This window comes from Blautia fusiformis, assembly GCF_020686995.1.
In the GTDB taxonomy this organism is placed as follows: Bacteria; Bacillota; Clostridia; order Lachnospirales; family Lachnospiraceae; genus Blautia_A; species Blautia_A fusiformis.
The window spans coordinates 38,084-57,012 of record NZ_JAJEPT010000019.1; the positions used below are offsets into that span (position 1 = coordinate 38,084).

Annotated in this window: 16 protein-coding genes; 11 read left to right on the forward strand and 5 right to left on the reverse strand. The window is 39.3% G+C overall.

Annotated elements, in window-relative coordinates; genetic code table 11:
- Positions 1 to 143: 143 nt before the first annotated feature.
- From LKD46_RS14400 to LKD46_RS14415, 4 genes are read right to left on the reverse strand one after another with little or no spacing between them, the layout of a single operon-like run.
- A complete protein-coding gene (locus tag LKD46_RS14400) occupies positions 144 to 1,001 on the reverse strand; it encodes an ATP-binding protein (protein WP_005428275.1) in 858 nt (285 codons plus the stop codon).
- Positions 998 to 1,714 carry a replication initiator protein A gene (locus LKD46_RS14405; RefSeq protein WP_005428274.1) on the reverse strand — a complete coding sequence of 239 codons (717 nt, stop codon included), beginning with the start codon at positions 1,712 to 1,714 and terminating at the stop codon, positions 998 to 1,000. Before LKD46_RS14405 ends, LKD46_RS14400 begins: the two co-directional genes overlap by 4 nt.
- 24 nt (positions 1,715 to 1,738) lie before the next feature.
- Positions 1,739 to 2,122 carry a hypothetical protein gene (locus tag LKD46_RS14410; protein ID WP_005428271.1) on the reverse strand — a complete coding sequence of 128 codons (384 nt, stop codon included), beginning with the start codon at positions 2,120 to 2,122 and terminating at the stop codon, positions 1,739 to 1,741.
- 3 nt (positions 2,123 to 2,125) lie between these two features.
- Entirely contained in the window at positions 2,126 to 3,043 is a 918-nt protein-coding gene (locus LKD46_RS14415) for a ParM/StbA family protein (protein WP_009245410.1), read from the reverse strand.
- Between the two features lie 537 nt (positions 3,044 to 3,580).
- Here LKD46_RS14415 and LKD46_RS14420 point away from each other — a divergent pair.
- The 6 genes from LKD46_RS14420 (at position 3,581) to LKD46_RS14445 (ending at position 10,567) form a co-directional block, all read left to right on the forward strand.
- Entirely contained in the window at positions 3,581 to 4,336 is a 756-nt protein-coding gene (locus LKD46_RS14420; protein ID WP_005428267.1) for a hypothetical protein, read from the forward strand.
- Entirely contained in the window at positions 4,329 to 5,222 is an 894-nt protein-coding gene (locus tag LKD46_RS14425; protein WP_005428264.1) for a hypothetical protein, read from the forward strand. The genes LKD46_RS14420 and LKD46_RS14425 overlap by 8 nt, the downstream gene beginning before the upstream one ends.
- A 12-nt stretch (positions 5,223 to 5,234) precedes the next feature.
- Positions 5,235 to 5,876: an ABC transporter ATP-binding protein gene (locus LKD46_RS14430; protein ID WP_009245407.1), complete on the forward strand. Its 642-nt coding sequence runs from the start codon at positions 5,235 to 5,237 to the stop codon at positions 5,874 to 5,876.
- A gap of 255 nt (positions 5,877 to 6,131) precedes the next feature.
- The gene (locus tag LKD46_RS14435; protein WP_005428257.1) at positions 6,132 to 7,652 is read left to right on the forward strand and encodes a DUF6034 family protein; all 1,521 of its coding nucleotides are present in this window, start codon (positions 6,132 to 6,134) and stop codon (positions 7,650 to 7,652) included.
- A 115-nt stretch (positions 7,653 to 7,767) separates the two neighbouring features.
- Positions 7,768 to 8,862: a S8 family serine peptidase gene (locus LKD46_RS14440; RefSeq protein ID WP_009245400.1), complete on the forward strand. Its 1,095-nt coding sequence runs from the start codon at positions 7,768 to 7,770 to the stop codon at positions 8,860 to 8,862.
- A gap of 25 nt (positions 8,863 to 8,887) precedes the next feature.
- The gene (locus tag LKD46_RS14445) at positions 8,888 to 10,567 is read left to right on the forward strand and encodes an ABC transporter ATP-binding protein (RefSeq protein ID WP_005428253.1); all 1,680 of its coding nucleotides are present in this window, start codon (positions 8,888 to 8,890) and stop codon (positions 10,565 to 10,567) included.
- Positions 10,568 to 10,903: 336 nt separating this feature from the next.
- Here the strand turns inward: LKD46_RS14445 and LKD46_RS14450 are convergent, their stop codons facing one another.
- Positions 10,904 to 13,147 (reverse strand): tetratricopeptide repeat protein, encoded by a 2,244-nt coding sequence (locus LKD46_RS14450; protein ID WP_227574289.1) that lies wholly within the window; start codon positions 13,145 to 13,147, stop codon positions 10,904 to 10,906.
- 343 nt (positions 13,148 to 13,490) lie between these two features.
- Between LKD46_RS14450 and LKD46_RS14455 the strand changes: the two genes are divergently transcribed.
- The 5 genes from LKD46_RS14455 (at position 13,491) to LKD46_RS14475 (ending at position 18,895) form a co-directional block, all read left to right on the forward strand.
- Positions 13,491 to 13,658, forward strand: coding sequence for a hypothetical protein (locus LKD46_RS14455; protein WP_009245398.1), 168 nt, complete (start codon positions 13,491 to 13,493; stop codon positions 13,656 to 13,658).
- A 76-nt stretch (positions 13,659 to 13,734) separates the two neighbouring features.
- Complete coding sequence (locus tag LKD46_RS14460; RefSeq protein ID WP_110103791.1) at positions 13,735 to 15,324, forward strand: recombinase family protein; 1,590 nt, start codon at positions 13,735 to 13,737, stop codon at positions 15,322 to 15,324.
- Positions 15,321 to 16,913 carry a recombinase family protein gene (locus LKD46_RS14465; RefSeq protein ID WP_005428244.1) on the forward strand — a complete coding sequence of 531 codons (1,593 nt, stop codon included), beginning with the start codon at positions 15,321 to 15,323 and terminating at the stop codon, positions 16,911 to 16,913. Before LKD46_RS14460 ends, LKD46_RS14465 begins: the two co-directional genes overlap by 4 nt.
- Positions 16,914 to 17,020: 107 nt before the next feature.
- Entirely contained in the window at positions 17,021 to 17,878 is an 858-nt protein-coding gene (locus tag LKD46_RS14470) for a S8 family serine peptidase (protein WP_227574287.1), read from the forward strand.
- Positions 17,879 to 18,040: 162 nt separating this feature from the next.
- The gene (locus LKD46_RS14475; RefSeq protein WP_118368572.1) at positions 18,041 to 18,895 is read left to right on the forward strand and encodes a DUF4428 domain-containing protein; all 855 of its coding nucleotides are present in this window, start codon (positions 18,041 to 18,043) and stop codon (positions 18,893 to 18,895) included.
- Positions 18,896 to 18,929: the final 34 nt, after the last annotated feature.

Genomic DNA, 18,929 nt, shown 5'->3' on the forward strand with positions numbered 1-18,929 from the left:
ATCCGGGCGATTTAGTTTTAAAATCTTGTGGTTTAGTACTATAGTTTTAGATAACTGACAGTGGCATGTCTCTGGTGATAAATAAGAAAAGAAAGTAGTACTACTGTCAGTGAAAAATAGTTATTGTGCGATGCTGCTTTGTTTCAACTCTGGTTTGAAGTGTGATTATCTAACAGAATTTTTTTCGTTTTTTTTAAATTAGCTGTTGCATTGTCCTGACGGATATTCCGGTTATTGATACGGATGGGAACACATCTCTCCAGAATCCGGTCATAAATTCGCTTGTGTGCGATATCAGCGGCGTTATTCAGCTCTGATAAAGTGAGATTGGTTGTTATGATCAGGGGCTTTTTACTGCGGTAACGGCTGTCAATCACATTGAATACCTGTTCCAGTGCAAAGTCAGAGTTCCGTTCAATTCCGAGGTCATCAATGATCAGAAGGCTGTAGCGGTTTAAGCTGTGGATGAACTGATTCCTGTCTTCAAAATGCATTCCGGTAAGGGTATTCAGAATCCGGGAAAAGTTGGTCATCAGTACCGGGACGCCTTTTTCCAGAAGGGCATTGGCAATGCAGCCTGCAAAGAAAGATTTTCCAGTACCGACATCGCCCCAGATGAGAAGTCCGGAAGCGTTTGCTTTCATCTCTTCCCAGTTACTTACATAATTGTGTGCAAGTTTCATTTCCGGATTGCTGCCGTTATCTTTGGCAAAGGTGTAGTCATAAAGTGATTTGTCCTGTAAGCCGCTGGTTTTGAGATGCTCTATTTCCATTTGCTTTTCATGAAGTTTTCTCTGGGCTTCCTCCTGTTCAAAGATCTCCTGCTGGCACTTACAGCGGATGGAAGGAATAAGAACCTTTCCCTGTAATTCATGCCTGCACTGTCTTGGCGTATTGCATTTGGAACAGTAGATCAGGTGATTTGTTTCGTTAAAATATTCATCAGACTGAAGCTCTCTGTTTGGTGTGATAGCTGTTGGTTTTTCTGTAAATGTTGTCATAATGTTTCGTATTCCTCACTTTCATAATTTCGTTGCCGGGAAACAGGATGATCCTGTCTTGCCCAACGGATGATGGTAGCTGCATGGTTTTGGTATTGCTTTCCGGTAGAAGCCATATAACCGGATAAGCGTTCCATATAGTCCTGCCAGTCAGGGATTGTCTGCCGGATATTTTCCAGCTCCGTCTCTGACAGAAAAACATTTTGAAATGTTCCATAGGGTGAGCGTGGCTCTTTACTCCCTCTTATTGTTAAATGGTTCTTTTTTATCTCTTTCTTATTACTGGACAGTTTTCTGTCTGTATCAGGGAAAGAATCCTGTCTGTCAATAGGACAGTTTTCTGTCTGTCTTGAGGAAAGAATTCTGTCTGTATTGCTGAGGGTTTCTTTCGGGATTTTTACATAGATCCGATTAGGGTGTCCGGGTCCCTGCCGTTTTCGGAAGATAAGCTCTTGTTTTTCCAGTACTGCCAGAGCAGTTTTCACCGTCATCTGGCTTTTGTGGAGAACTTCTGCCAGTGCTTCAATCGTAAAGTAGAGGAACACATGACCATTTGTATCTGACCAGCCCTCATTTTTCTGGGAAAGCCTTGCACGGTCGAGCAGGATCATATAAAGCATTTTGGCAGTTTCGTTTATTTCCATGTCCAGAAGAAAACGGGGAAACATCATATAAGATGGCAGGCTTGTGTCTGCTGTCAGAAAGTCCGTCATGTGTTCACCTCCAATCACAATGGTTTATTCTCCAAGAAAATCCCAGTCTATATCACGATCCGGCTGTTCTTTTTCAGGAGCTGGAAAGGGCATCCTGATGGGGGATTCCCTTTCCAACATGCCTGCAGTCAGCCCGGACAGAAAAATCGGCAATGACTGTTTCAGGCTGTGTTCTACTGCTTCTACAATCTGTTTCACAAAAAGTTCTTCCCGTTCCCTTGTTTCCAGATAGGGATCAGCCTGAGTGCGGTAGTAGCGGTCAAAATAATCGACCAGTGCAAGGGAGATTACCTGGCTGTAAGATTTAAAATTCTGTCTGTCCATCGTCTGTAAATATTCCCAGGCTCTCCGCTGCTGGTCTTTGTCCAGATTAAATCGCAGGTTTGTGTTGCGGATATGGTTCTGCATGGCTTATCCCCTCCTTTTCAGGCTCATATAAGCCAGAGATTCATAACCTTTGGCAGTGGCACAGATATCATCAAGGATGGTAACTCGTGATTTGTCATACGCTCCAAAGTTACGGATCAGGCATCCACCGCCTCCGACCACATACAGGCGCATCAGGCCAGGATTGTATTCATATTTGCGGAGCGTGGCAAAAATATCTGTGACATACTGTCTGGCAACAGCAGTAATACAATCCAGATAAGACGCTGAAATGTCAGCGGTTCCAAACCGCAGAATCTGCTCTACGGTAGATTCTTCAATCTTTACTCCGAAGTTGTCCAGAACAGCGTTTTTAGCGGCAATCATGCATTGGTTTACGCCAAACTTTTCTGTCCAGCACCGGCTTTCCTGTGCTTTCTTATTATTGATATACAGAATGTTCATGGTTCCGTTGCCGATATCTGCAAGAAGATTTGTCCCCTTGAAATCTCCAAGTCGGTTTACGATAGCCGGATATCCCTGCGGGTAAAGGCTGCATCCCACAAAACGGAGATGATACTCTTTGCTGTTAAATCGGTAATGGACTTCTGGATTCTGGAGCAGATAGGAACGGAAATCTTCTCTCTGGTTTCTGATCCATGTCAGAGGAAGCCCGGCAGCCAGATGAACGTCTGCTTCACGGATGGAAAAGACATTCAGTTCCCTTGCAATCGCCATGAGAGTTAGAAGATAATATTCTTCGTCCATAGCTTTATCTGGGATAAATTCTTTGTGTCCTTCGCCAATCCGGTAGTAAATGCCGTTATATTCCAGAATATTCCCGGTGAAGATGGGTTCTGTTTCATAGGCTTTGATTCCGGTTGGTGTGACGGTATTTGCTGTTTTCATGTTGCCGTAGCCGTGATCTACAGCAATGATTTTTGTGTTTCTGAGTTCTCGCATAAAAAACACCTCCATTTTCGTATTGATTAATTCAGCAGGCTGTACCGGTGTGGTACTGCTTTGCTGTGAGATAAGCATACGAAAGTTGGAGGAAAAAGACATTGAGGGAAAATTGAGTTGGAATTGAAAAATAGGATATAATTTTGTAAAATAGAGCAATTTCTTTAGTTTTTTATAGCCCTGCATTTTTTTGTTATAAACGTTCATTAAATGTTGACATGTTATTATATAAATGGTAAAATTGTACAATAAAATGTGGAAAGTTGGATGGAATTTATTGAATTATAATAAAACTAATCGTACTTAACTGGCGGCTTATGTATTTGTAGAACTTAGAATAATAGAAAATTTAAAATATTATCAATTTTTACAGCTGTTGCAATGCTTTCAGTAGGAACAACAGTTTTTGCAAGTCCTTAACTGTTGTTTGATAAGGAGTGTAGTTTTATACAAATAGTGATATTATTGCAAAAAACTAGGATTTTATAAAAATAAAAAAATCAAGTCTATAGCTGTTTGAAGTGAGGAGAAAAGCGTATGAGAAATGTGTTGGCAACGGACATAAAAAACAATATTCGAAGCATTCGCTTTATTTTGGGGATTTTTCTAATCGTTTCGGCTACCCTGATGTCTGAGCATGAGATGTTGCAGAAGATCATAAATGCAGGCGGATCTGCAGAAGGACCAGGCTGGTTCGTAGCATACACCTATTGTATGAACAGCGTTAATATGCTTCTGTTTGTTCCCATTGCTGTTGCTTTTGCGGGTGGAGAGAATACGGAGGCTGAGCTGCACAGTCGTTTTTTTCTGTTCAGTTATATCCGTTCAGGGAGAAAACAGTATCTCGTAGGAAAAGCAGCAGGATTGTTGGTCTCCGGAGGTTTGACAGCTTTTTTAGCCATGGTGTTCCTTCTTGTAATCTGTATACTGAGGTTCGGTCAGTATCCTTCTCTGATTGACGGAAATTATGAGATGGCAGTGCTTGTGGGCAGAACGGCGGTAAGCTTTCTGAGATTGTTTTTAAATGGCGCTTTTTGGGCGCTAATTGGCGGTACGTCGGCTGTCATAACAAAAAATCGCTATATGTCCTATGCCGTTCCTTTTATTCTTTATTATGTCCTGACCGTATTTCAGGAGCGTTACTATCAAAAAGCATTCTTTCTGAGTCCCCGCTATTGGGCGGCGTCTATTTACTACAATGATATCTTCTGCATTGCTATATTAGCGGTTGGAAGTTTTTTAACGGCACTGATCTTTATGTGCGCAATAGAAAGAAGGTTGCGGTATGCGTGATATTAAACAGGCTTTTTGGATTGCAGGCCAGAATTTCTATGGATGGAAAAAAAGTCCGAGGATCTGGATGACCTTTATTTTGGCAGCTATATTATGTCTGATGCTGTCGGATCAGATTATTTCCCATGCGATAAAATATGAGACAATCCTTCAGGTATTCGAGCCGTTTATTTGGACATATGGGGATGCATCCTCTGTTATGCTGTCCTCCCTGCTTTTAATCCTGCTCTTTGCGGACATGCCATTTATCAGTCAGGCAACTCCGTATTGGCTTGTACGCACAAAACGGAAGATATGGCTTGCGGGTCAGATTATCTATGTGATCCTGGCGACTGTGATCTATAATATTTTTTTGGCTGTGATGCTTGGAATTATGGGAGCTCCCTTTTCCTTTACGGGAAATGTGTGGAGCGAAACAGCGGCAATGTTGGGCTATGGCGGTGGGGAGAGCATAACCGTTCCTGTTTCCATAAAAACAATGGAAAGCTCAACTCCTTATATGTGCGCAGCAATAGTGTTTGGACTTGTACTTTTATATACTCTTTTTATCGCAGTTCTCATGTTGTTTTTAAATCTGGCTGCGGGAAATATGGCAGGGGTGATCGGTGCTTTTGCAGTCAGTCTGTATGGGCTCCTGCTGAACCCAGATGTTTTCCGGAAACTGTTTCATTTTACAGAAAGTCAGGAATATAGGGCGAACGTGTTCTGCGGCTGGCTGTCTCCGTTGAACCAAGCTACCTTTCCCATGCACAGCTTTGGTTATGATTACCTGCCAGGGATCGGGATGAGCATGTTCATATTTGCAATATTAATCATAGCGCTGATCGGCTTGTCAGCCGTCCGAATTAAGGGCTATAATTTCTCTTTTACGCAGACAAACGAATAAATGGAGGGCAAAATGGAATATGCAATCAGGTTGAAGGGACTGACAAAATCCTTTCAAAAAGAAAAAGTATTAAAGAACATTACCCATGATTTTGAAAAAGGGAAGATTCATGGGATTATGGGGTTTAACGGTTCAGGGAAAACCGTAATGTTTAAATGCATCTGTGGATTTTTACAACCTGAGAGCGGCACAGTGCTCGTAGGGGGAAAACAGATCGGGAAGGAGCTGGACTTTCCAGATTCCGTAGGCATTATCATTGAAAACCCTGGCTTCTTTCTGGATCTCAGCGGTTTTGCGAATTTAAAGAGACTGGCGTCTCTGAAACACCGTATTTCCGATGACGATGTGAGGGCGACGATGCGTGCCCTAGGGCTTGATCCTCTGTCTAAAAAGAAGGTAGGACAGTATTCTCTTGGAATGCGTGAACGTCTTGGTATCGCACAGGCAATCATGGAAGATCCGGAGCTTTTGATATTGGACGAGCCTTTTAATGGTCTGGACAAGCAGGGGGCAGGAGAGGTCTGCGAGCTTTTGCGGGGATTAAAGGAACGAGGGAAGACTATTCTTATCGCAGCACATAACATGCTGGAGATCGAATGGCTCTGCGATACGATCTGTGAGATGGATGCAGGTGTCCTGACGCAGATAAAATAAAAATACGGGGGAAAGAATATGGGAAAGGTATTAATTAAATGCATTCAAACACCAATGCAGAAATATTTTTATGATCGTTCTTTGGATTACTAGTACATAGAACAGACTGCCTTATACATTAAAATAAATAAGGTAGTCTGTTTCTAAAAAATATACGAAAACGTTAATAGTGTCAGGAAGGTATTTATAAGTTAAAGAGTTTATAATTGAAGTTTCGTGAAAAAGCGACAATTCTATAAGATATATGGAGGAAAAATGAAAAAAAGTGTTCTAGCAATTATGGTAGGTGCGTTGTGTATTATTCTTTCCAGCTGTCAGGAAACACCAGAGGAGAGTTCGGTAGTCAGCAAAGTGGATGGGATTAGCGAGGCGGCTGTCTGTGAACCTCTTAAAAAAGGAGAAAAGAGAGAGACAAATGTTCCAACGCATTGGAAATTTGAAGAAAAGAAAAGCAACGACCGTGTGGTTATCCAGGCAGATATTAAGTTGGGCGAACAAAGCATTGGCAATCTTCCAGTCATAGAGATGCAAAATCACGAGTTAACGCAGGAAGAACTGAATGGATTGATTGATTATTTTACGGACGGTGAGGAACTATATATGCCACAGATGGTGACAAAGGATGCGTATCAGGAAGTGTTAGACAGGATTTCCAGCAAGGAAGGAAGTTACTTGCAATCAGCATATTCTACATCGATTGCAGGGATTCAAAACGCAACCCGAGAGGGGATGGAGCTTGCACCGGATGAAGCGTCTGCACCGGAAAAGATGGAGATAAAATTTCAAAAAAAAACAGAGGATCACGGTGTGGAAGCGGCACGGAGTTGGATGAGTACTGAATTGGAAAACACAGATACAGAGGATTATTTTACTGCAGATGTGGGCGAGGACAGGAAGGCATATATAGAAGCAGAGCGGTATAATCAGGAAATTGACAATGACAGTAGTTTTCTCTGGATGGAGGGTTCTAATTTTATAGAAGAAGAAACAATAGAAACTGAGGAAATGCAGAGTGAGTATTACAGTAGCTTTGGCATGGATACCAACGGCTATACAGAGAAATTTCATGAACTGGCAGATGCGTATCGAAAGTGCATGGACAAGATCACCTTTACAGAGGAAGATGGAAAGGAACAGGCAGAACAAGTTTTAGAGGATTTAGGTATCGATGGAATGGGCCTTGTAGATTCTGATCGTACCGTGTGGTTCCCGAATGGCGCATGTTCAGAGCGCAATGGTCTGGGACTTGGTAGTGATGCTTTGTGGCAGGGAGATCTGGATAGAGGATTACCGGGATATCTGTATTGTTTTTCGAAAAGTGTAGAGGGTATTACTTCAGTTCCTGATGGCGTGGTTGCGGAAGAAACAGTGGATAGTTATGTGCCTCCGTTCCAGGTAGAAACAATCTCTATTCTGATAACAGAGGAAGGAATTAAATATTTTAAATGGGATGGGATATCGGAAGAAGTCTGTACGGTGACGGAAAATACAAAGCTTCTGCCTTTTGAAAAAATACAGGCAAAGCTGACAGATCAGATTTTTTATTGGTATTCCGGAAAAGGCCAGTCTGCCAACGACACTACCGCACTGGAGTATGATGTGGTAAACGCAAAATTGCAGTATACTTATACCACAGCCTATCAGGAGCCGAAACACGCATGGTTGGTTCCAGCATGGATTTTTACTGTCAGGGAAAGTATTGGTGGAAATTCTCTACAGGAGCTTTCTTATGTGATCAATGCTTATGATGGCAGTGTGATTGGAGAAGCATATTAGGGTTCAGCGACACTTGAATTTTTATTGACCATAGAATTACAAGGTTTATCATGAGAATAATAAATATGCGATATTTGGCTTGGATATATAACAGGTAAGAATAGGAATAGTGCAAATGATTAAGCTCGCATTGATTGATAACGGTATACCTTATCATATGAGAAATAACAGGAATCAAAGGATTGTTCATAAATCTTTTTTGGCTTCTAAATGCGATCCAAGTGAGTATAAAGACGATAAATCATTCCATGGCGCTGTATGCGTCGGAATTATCACAAGCATATGTAGTGATATAGAATTATGGGACTTGAATGTGACTGACTCTGCAGGAACAACACAGATCACAGTTTTGCTGGAAGCTTTGGAATGGTGTATTCAAAATAAAATAAAGTTAATTCACATGAGTCTTGGAACAATCAATTATTTTGATATTAAACCCTTATGGATTCAAATAAAAAGATTACTTGATGCTGATGCGATTATAGTAGCAGCATATCATAACAGAAATATAAAGACTTATCCAGCTGCATATCCAGGTGTTTTTGGTGTCAGGCAGGATCGTTATGGTCTTTTGGGAAATGGTCAAATTCTGTTTCAAGAACAAAAAGGTTATAATATTGAGAATTCTATTATAGCAAATTTTTCGTGGAATGGGATCGTAAATCAAGCCAATAGTTATGCGGCTCCTGTTGTCACTGGACATATTGCTACATATTTAAACAGAAAGCCCACAGCAGGATTTGATGATGTTATGGACTTTTTGATGACTATAGCAACGCATAAATCTGATTATCCGGATATACTAGAAAATGTAATAAGGGATAAAACCAATATAGAGATACCGGTAATTGCCGGTATTGATTTAGATTACGAGGAAATGATACAGCTAAAAGTGATGTTTAGTCAGAACGGTTATTACGCAATAAATCTGCAGAAAAATCCTTTAGATGAAAATGTAATTCCTTTAGAATATTATGACGATTCCAATGAGTCATTGAACGATATCCTTTATACAGTATATATAGCTTATGAACCTGATATTATTCTTTTGAATCAAGAGGAAGAAATATTTGAAAGTAGTAAGGCATCAGATATAGATATGTATATTGTGCGTAAAAATAATATGTATGAATTGTATGCAGAAGATCGAATAGGAATCACTTACAATATAGAGGATATATATGAGCTTGTTTGTCAATATTTTGCTTAACGAATAGTGAGGATGGCAATTGGATATGAGAGAAAATGGGAAAACATGGTATCGAATTTGTAAAATGTTGTGTGAATATAAAAAGTATTTTCCAGGGATTATCTGTTGCCTTTTGGGTTCATCATTCATAACGTTTATACACCCACTGCTTATAAGACAAATAACAGATTGTGGTATATTGCAGAAAAACATGAAATACATTCTTTTATTTTCTGTTATATTAATAATAATTTCTTTAACCCAGCAAGAGTTAAATATAATCCAAACAAAATTATTTTCAAATGTACATAATCAGTTTACACATTCTCTCTATAAAAAGACTTACTGGAAAATCAATAGGATGAAAATACAGTATTTTGCTGAAAGAGGAAGTGCAGAGATTATAAATACAATTGGTATGGATATTGATAATGTGTCATCTGTTGTGGATCAGATTACTCAGTTTTCTATATCATCAATTCTCCAAATAATAGGAGGAGTAGTTGGGCTGTCCTTATTAGACTGGAAATTAGCAATATTGATAGAAGCAATTATTCCACTGAAATTTATAATAGTGTCCTATTGTGCAAACAAGAAACGGGAAGTGTTTGAACAGTGGATTGAGGATAAACGAAAGTTTATGAGTTGGTTTGCCGAGTGTATAAATGGAATTCATGAAATGAAGCTCTGGAATCTGTTTCAGGTAAAAAAATCTCAATTTGAAGGTCTGCAAAAAGATTTGATGGATTCATATAAAAAGAACGCAATGCTAGATGAATATAGTACTGTCAGTGTTGTAGTAATAGACACGGTTGTAAATGCGTTATTATATATATTAAGTGGGCTTTTTATAATAAAAGGAGAATTCACTATAGGCGGAGCATTTGCTTTTATTACATATAGTGCATATGTTGTAAATCCAATTTCAGCATTGATAAACATTAAATATTATTTTGCGCAAATTGAGCCATCGGCAAAACGTCTTTTTGAGTTATGGGGACAACCGGAAGAATTGGAAATGAAATTATGTGAAATGAAACCTGAGAAAATTTATCAAGATAGGGATATGGTTTTTGAAGTAAAAAATCTTGTCTTTGGTTATGAACCAGGACACCCTATTTTAAATGGTATTTCACTATGTGTAAAAAAAGGGGAACGAATTGCGATCGTAGGAGAAAATGGAAGTGGCAAATCAACACTTTTGAACCTTTTGGCGGGATTCTACCGGCCACAAAAAGGAATAATAAAATTGTATGGAGCTCCTGTGGAATTGATGGATATACAAGATATGAGAAATAGAATTGCGGTTATAAGCCAAAGGCCATATCTATTCCAAGGGACTATAGAGGAGAATGTTAATATCGATGGAAAGGCGTCAAGAGATGCAGTTGTTGAAGCATGTAGAAAAAGTGGTGCTTTAGGTTTTATTGAAAAATTGGATCATGGATTTGGACAAAAAATTGGACAAGATGGTGCAAAACTTTCTGGAGGAGAAAGACAAAAGATAGCTGTAGCTAGGGCTCTGCTGAAAAATGCAGACATTTTACTTATGGATGAGGCTACAGAAGGATTTGATGTTGAATCAAATGAAGCTTTACGTGAGTTATTACATAGTGAATTAAAAAATAAGACTATCGTTTTTATTACGCATAAGTATAAAGAACTGGAAAGTGTTGATAAAGTATATCGCCTTTCAAAAGGAATTTTAGAATTGGTGCGGAGTTAGAGATATAAATTTCTAATAGAACTGAGCCACTATGCATTTGACATATTGTATCAAACAGTAGGTTGATGACGAGATGATTGTAATGTATCGCAGATTGAACAAGCAGAGGAGCATATTTACAAGTTCTCAGGCATTGATGAAGGCAATATACCTAGACTATAAAAAATTTGAGATAGGAGGAGCGAAAAGTGTCAAAAAAAGAAAAGTGATCCTTATGTAAACGCTCCATGTCTAAGAAAAAATGGAAATGGACAAGCGCCTAGTCTTGGAGTGTATCTCAAAACTAGGCGTTTACATTATTGAGGCAATATATTTTACAAGTGTTTGTAGGAACCGTTAGTGCTTGGTGAGAAGAATACTTTTTGCCAGAGCAATTCCAGCTTGTGGATACAATTCTTGAATTGCTTGATATTTTTCTTCAATCAATTCGGGTTCGTCTGCCCATATATCCTCATAAATTTTCAAGGCTTTTTTAAAATGGGTTTTCGCTTGCGAAATATTTGCAGTGATCAGGCAGATACTTCCAAGGGATTCCTGTACCTGGGCATAATCCAAACAGTGGTTTGAATTATATTCTTTGATAATCTGTGCTAATTTCTGAAGAGCAGACAGGGCAAGGTCAGGTTCTTGTATTTCAATTAAGAGGACAGCATAATTATTAATCTGAGGAATACTGTCATTAGTATAAAGAAGCTGGTATTGTTGTAAAAGAGAGATACCCATTTTCATGTGCCTTTTAGCGAGATCAAGTTGTCCGTTGATTCGGTAAAGCCCTCCAAGATTGGAATGGAGGTTGGAAACCAGGTGGGCATTTTCTTTTGTGGTTTCTTTTATTTGAGCAAGTGCTTCTTTTTCTAATTTTATCGCTTTTTCTGTTTTGGGTTCCAGAGTTGCCTGATAATCCAATAGTAAGGCACGGTCAGATGCAGTCCCGTAAGTATTTGCTTTTATAAAATGCTGTAGTTCCTGGATGATTTTTTTCATACCCTTTTGATAGTGGTACTTCTCCATATATGGAAAAACATCTTCTAAAAATAACAGGTATTGGGGAATATCGTCCTTTTCAATGAAAAGCATGATGTTTTCTACTGTTTGAAATAATTTTTTATAATAGCTAACTTCAATGCCATGCATCAAACATATTTTTTGCAGAGAATCCAATAACGTGTGGCAGCTTGTAACAGAAGGTGCGGTCTCGGAAACTGCAATTTCCTGAATCATTGGATGCAGAGAAATAGTATGCCGGAGACTTGACTGTACAAAACCTGTCTCGATCAGATCATTCACGTCATTTAAAGTAGGCAGCTCCAGCCATTTGGAAAATATACGGGCAGAAATACCAGATGAAGGCATAAAACACATATTGCACATAATATCCTGCTGTTTCCGTGATAAGGAGTATAACGAAAACAGGGTATGGATATGGTTGTAATAGGTGGCTTTTTTGCTCTGACCATCTTTCATTACTTTAATCTTATCTTCATTATGAAGAGAAGCCTTTTCCTCTTGAAGTTTTATCAATAATTGCTCTGGAGTTAAAATTCCATTTTCCAGAAGTTTGGCTGCCAGTTCGACAGCAAAAGTATGGTAGTGTACAGTTTCTATGATTTTTTCTACGATTGCCCGGTTTTCCTCTGCTTCTGAATAAAATACAGATGTCAGTTGAAAAAGAGTGGGTATATCTTTCAGTTCTTTTAATTGAAAACTACAGTATTCAGACAGTTGGCTTCTGGTTGTAAATAAAACCCGGCAACGGTATTTTAATACGACTGACAGGCAACTGTCCTGTGTGGATGTGACATTAAAATTGTCTATGATCAGCAGTGTATCAGATTTCAAAGAGCGTAAGAAACGGTTATGTCTTTGAAAACGTTCCTGCTCACTGATTTCTGGTGGATCATCAATAAAATCCATGTCTACAATATCTTGATATAGATTACCGGTGTATTCCATATAGAGAATATTGGTGTACTGTTTTCTGTATTGCTTTGCATAGGCTTTAGCAGGCTCGCTTTTTCCAATTCCGGCAATTCCATAAAGAAATATATGTCGGTTCTCTTCAAACAAAGTATGGAGTTCATCCAGTTCTTCTTCTCTTCCTAGAAAATGACGGCATGGTTTTGGGACTTCGCTGTCCATAATGTAATCCAGAACAATCGGAGATAGAACACCTCCTGCAATCAGTTTTTGATTTCTTGTATCACGTTTAATAAATTGCCGTTCCATACCAAAAGAAAGTACTTTTGCTAAAAACAACAGCCTTGAATCAGAAGGTTTATATAGAGATACAAGTTCCTGCTTTTTTGTATCCGAAATCGTATCGTCCTGTATGAATAACGTGTAAATGTCCTGTATAACCATGTTGCAGTCTGCCATTAAGGGAAGTAAGTTCCGCTGAATGGTTGTTGCCAGTTTTTTCTGATTGCTGGGTTTTGCATAATATGAGGTTATTTTGGGACTGATTTTTGCTTGTCCGGTTATCCAGCGGCAAATTAGACCATTATCCATAGAAAAATCTTCATTTATCGGATCATTCATAAAATCTTCAAATAATTCGTATAAAAAATCAGGTTGGTTCATCTGATTGCTTTCACTGATTTGATTTTTTAGGCATGTGCTAATAGAAGAAAAATCACATCGTTCCAACAGAAATCCCTCCTTTGGTTTTCGTGTTTTATATTCTTAAAGTCTTTTTATTATAACACGAACAAATGTTCCGGACAATAGGAATTGATACTGTATAGGAAGAAAATGAATCTTAAAAACTCAATCTGCGGTCAATTTCAATTCAATGTGATTGGTGCAGAATAATTTTAGAATGTAATCAGGCTTTCGAAAGCCGAATTCAATTCATACAGAACTTTTGTACAATCCTGCCGGCATAGGATGTAGAGAGAACTGTATGCTGAAGGAGGCATATAGCATGAATACGTTATTTGATTCTGTAGAAGTTCTGGATACAAAAAAAGAAATCCAAAAAGAGAATGTAAGCTATGAACATGCAGGATATCAGATTCGAGTGCATTTTAATGGGGAAAAGACATTGATCCAGTGCATTCAGAATCTTACTGAACGAAAAATTGCAGGTTGATTTTCTTAAGTTCTTGTTGTAAAATAAAGACAATTAAAGACAATGACTACGCAAGACCGATGAAAAGAGGGATAGAATGTATCAGGCAGGAATTTATTGCCGAATTTCCATTGAAGAGCAAAATAAAGAGGGTGAATACAGCAATAGTATTCACTCTCAGATTCAGATGGCAAGAGATTATATTGCAGAGAATAAAGATATTGCAGAGAAAAAAGTTTATGTAGACGATGGGGCTTCTGGAAGTAATTTTGAAAGAACTGAATTTCGGAGGATGCTGGCAGATATTGAGCTTGGTGTTATCAATATGGTGATTTTTAAGGACGTATCTCGACTTGGAAGAGAACATATTGATACCAACTATTATCTAGGCAAATATTTCCCGGAGAAACAGATTCGGATTGTTTCGATTCTGGATAATTATGATTCAGCCGTTGGAACTTATGATGAAATGTTAGAAATAAAAACTTTGCTGAATGATATGTATTTGAGAGATACATCCAGAAAGATTAAGACAACGATTCAGACCAAAAGAAGTATGGGCGAATATACTCCGAAACAGCCCCCCTTTGGATATGTGAAAAGTAAAACAATTCATAATCATCTGGAAATTGATCCTTATGCAGCCGAGGTTGTTCGAAGAATTTACAGAATGTATCAAAATGGATTTGGCTGTACGGTTATTTGCAGGACTTTGAATGAAGATGAAATCCCTTGTCCCGCAAAATATAAAAAGGAAGTTTTAAAAACCAATTATGTATGGGATTCGGGAAAAGGTCTGTGGACATCGTCTACTGTAAGTGGAATTTTAAAGAATCCGGTCTATACTGGGGCGGTTGTGATTCGGAAACATGAAAGACCGTCTTATAAGCTGAAATACAAAAAGGCAATTCCCCTGGAAGAAATGGAGCTGGTGCCGGATGCACATGAGGCAATCATTTCTAAAGAAGAGTTTGATAGGGTTCAGCAAATAAGAAAGGGGCGCAGAGTTTCCTATTTTGATAAAAACAATGAACCACATAAATATGTGGGACTGCTCTTTTGTGGGAAATGTAAAACAGCCATGCGAAAACGTTATCTGGCATCTCATAAAGACTATGACGGATATATGTGTGGTTTTCATCAGAAGCAGGGGCAGAATTACTGTGAGCTGAATCATATTACATTTGAAAAGCTGGATGAACTGGTTGTATTTGCAATCAACCAGCAATTGAAACAGATGAAGATGGATATGAATAATCTGGAAACTCAGATCAGACAGAAACAGCCGGAACTGGATGGTAAAATTGCAAAATTGCAGGCAAAAATAGAAAGAAATCTGGAATACCGGAAACGAGCATATGAACAGTTTATGGATGAAGTACTTTCCAAAGAGGAATATCTGGAATTAAAACAGATGTATGAAACAGAGAATCAGAAATATCAAAAAGAATTATCAGAACTGAACCATGAAGAGCAAAGGCAGCGGGCGGCGGTCAATGAAACAAAGATATGGTTGGAGCACTTTAATCGCAGAAGAATAACGGTAAAGCAGCTTACCAGAGAAGCGCTTGTGGAGTTAGTTGATAAAATTTATGTATATCCAGAGCAGAAAATAGATATATATTTTAAGTTTGCTTCAGTAGAGAGTTCACCAGATAGAATACTTGAGAAAGATGGGGTGATATGATGTATCAGATGGGTGTATATTGTCGTCTGTCGAAGGATGATGGAGAGAATAAAGTTAGTGAGAGTATTGAAAATCAGATGAAACTGATTCGTGAGTATGTGACTAAATCAGAGGATCTGGAAATCGCAGATATTTATATTGATGACGGTTATTCGGGGCTTTATTTTGCGAATAGACCGGAATTTCAGCGGATGATGGAGGATATCTACAAAGGGAAAATTCAAGGCGTTATTACGAAAGATATTTCCCGGCTTGGGCGTGAACATATTGAAACCAGTAACTATATTGAGCGTGTTTTTCCATCTTTGGGTGTGCGTTATATTGCAATTTTGGATGGCGTGGATTCTGTTCATCACAGTAATGAAGAATTGGCACAGTTTAAGACGTTGTTTAATGATATGTATAGTCGTGATATATCTAAGAAAATCAGAGGTGCATTGACCGCCCAGAAGAAACGGGGACAGTTTATGTCTGGGTTTGCCCCATATGGATATGTAAAAGATCCGGCAGATAAGCATCATTTTCTTGTAGATGAAGAAGCAGCTAAAGTGGTACGGAGAATCTTTTATATGAGTTTGGAAGGATATTCCAGGGATGGTATTGCAAAGAAACTGAATCAGGAAGGAATTCTGACACCGTCAGAGTATAAGAGAAAGGTGCAGGGATTGAAATATGCCAATGCATTAGAAAAAGCGGGTGCAAAGGGCTGGGCATATCCTACGATCAATGTAATTTTGCGAAACAGAGTTTATACAGGGGCTATGGTACAGCATAAATCAGAAAAGATATCCTATAAAGTGGAAAAGTATCAATATATTCCAGAGGAACAGCAGTATATTGTGGAAGGAATGCACGAAGCAATTATTAGCAAAGATACTTTTGAGCAGGTACAGGAACTTATGAAGAAAAGAACACGGACACCGGGATTTAATAGCGAAGTGAGAAAGGTAAATCCATACGCAGGAATTATTGTTTGTGGAGATTGCGGATATAATTTCCAGAGGGTTACTTGTCGGGACGGTTATGAGTGCGGTACCTATCACAAAAAAGGAAACACAGTTTGTTATTCTCATTTCATTAAAAAAGAAGTATTGGATTCTATTGTAAAAAATGAAATCCAAAGACAAGCGGAACTGGCACTGAAAGAAAGTGATAAGGATGAAATATTAAAAGTAGCAGATAGGAAGAAGGAGGTGCAGAGACGATGTGCAGAAGCAGACCAGCAGATTGAACGGTTACAAAAAGAACTTGCGGCTGTCCAAAAGTATAAAAAGAAAACTTACGAAAATTATGTAGATGGTGTTCTGGATAAAGAAGAATATCTCTCCTATAAGGCAGAATATGAAAAGCAGGATAAAGATATCAGGGCGAAGATTCAGTTGGCAGAACAAGAGAAAGACAGCTTTGGAGAGGCAGAAGAATCTTATGAAAACTGGATAGAGAAATTTATCAAGTATGGAACATTATCCGAAGTGACAAGAGAAATTGTGACAGAATTGATTGAAAAAATTGTTGTGAATGGAGATAAGAGCATTGATATTGTATTTAAGTATCAGTCGCCTTATCCGGTAGAAAAACAGGCAGTGTAAAGACTGCAAATTTTTTTACAGTAATTTTCCCCTAGTTATAATGAACACACAGAGGGGATTCCCTTCTGGAAAACTATATTGATACAGTTGCGGCCATGGGGCGGACTGTGATCGTTACAGGAACCGGAAATAACGGCAGCCAGCCCTGGCATGCAGGAGGAATCCTGCAGCAGGGGAAAACAGAAGAAATCCAGCTGGCAGTGGGAGCTTTTGAGCCCACATTAAATGTACAGTTATGGAAGGATTATGAAGATGAGATGGAAATTTATCTGGAAAGTCCGTCCGGAGAACGGATCGGTCCATTATATGAAAGGCTGGGGCCACAGCGGCATCTGCTGGAAAATACAGAGCTTCTGATCTATTATGGAAAACCCGGTCCCTATCAGCTGTCACAGGAAATCTACATAGATTTCATTCCTGAGGGGAATTATGTGGACAGCGGTGTCTGGAAAGTTCTTTTAAGTGGAAAACGTGTGCGCTCCGGACAGTATTTCCTCTGGCTGCCGGGTGGAAATGTACTGAATCGCGGAACTGGGTTTTATTCTCCGCGGGCTGTGGGAACTTTGACGATTCCTTCCACTGCCGGAAAAGTTATTTCTGTTGGAGCTTATGATTCCAGACAGAATGCCTACGCAGATTTTTCCGGAAGGGGAAGTCAGTTCCTGCCGATCCGGAAGCCTGACCTCGCAGCTCCCGGCGTATCCATCACCGCCCCGGTTCCCGGTGGAAGCTACGCCACTGTTACCGGAACCTCCTTTGCGGCACCCTTTGTCAGCGGAAGCGCAGCTCTGCTTATGGAGTGGGGAATCGTGAAAGGAAATGATCCGTTTCTTTACGGAGAAAAGGTAAAGGCATACCTGCGGAAAGGTGCACAGCGTGTGGGCGGGTATGAGGAATATCCGAATGTGGAGGTGGGATGGGGACGGTTGTGTCTGGCAGAGAGTATCCCATACGGCATATCCTGAACATATAGAAACGGACAGGATTTTCAGATACGAGCCTTATGATCCTGACATTGATATGAAGATGAATTCAGTTACTGTCAGAGATGCTAGTGCAAATGGCGAAGCATTCACGCATAATGTAGATAAACAAAAACACAAATATAAAAAGAAGGAGGATTGGGTATGGGATTATTTGATAAGAAGATCTGTGATATCTGCGGAGAGAAAATAGGTTTATTAGGCAACAGAAAACTGGATGACGGAAATCTGTGTAAGGATTGTGCAAAAAAATTGTCACCATGGTTTGAAGACCGGCGGCACAGTACGGTAGAGGATATAAAACGTCAACTGGAATATCGTGAAAAAAACAAAAAAGCCGTAATGGATTTTTGTATAACACGTCAGATCAATACCAGAAATTACAATGTTTTTATTGATGACAATAAGGGGAATTTTACTGTTGCACGGAAGCTGGATGTCAATGAAAATCCGGATATAGTTCCTTTATCCGCTGTTGTGCAGTGCAGAGTTGATGTAGAGCGACAGCAGAACGAGGAAACATATACAACAAAGGATGGAGAAACCGTAAGCTATCAGCCACCGGTATATAAGTATGAATTTGATTATACTATGCGTATTAAAGTAAAAACTCCATGGTTTGATGATATGGATTTTCGTTTGAATACTTTTTCCATAAGCAGCGATAACAGAGGTGAATTGATGGAAGTGGAGCAGACAGGTCATCAGATCATAGCCGCCCTGACACCAAATGCGGCTGGAATGCAGCAGCCCGGAATGAACATGAACAGCGGAATGCAGCAGTCCGGGATGTACATGAACAATGGAATGCAGCAGTCCGGAATGAACATGAACAGTGGAATGCAGCAGCCTGGGATGAATATGAACAACGGAATGCAGCAATCTGGAATGCAGATGAACAACGGAATGCAGCAGCCCGGCGGTTTGTGGAAATGTCAGTGCGGTGCAGAGAATACCGGAAGATTCTGCGAATACTGTGGCCAGCCAAGACCATTTTGAGTGATGATAGACAGAGTGGACAGAATTGTTCACT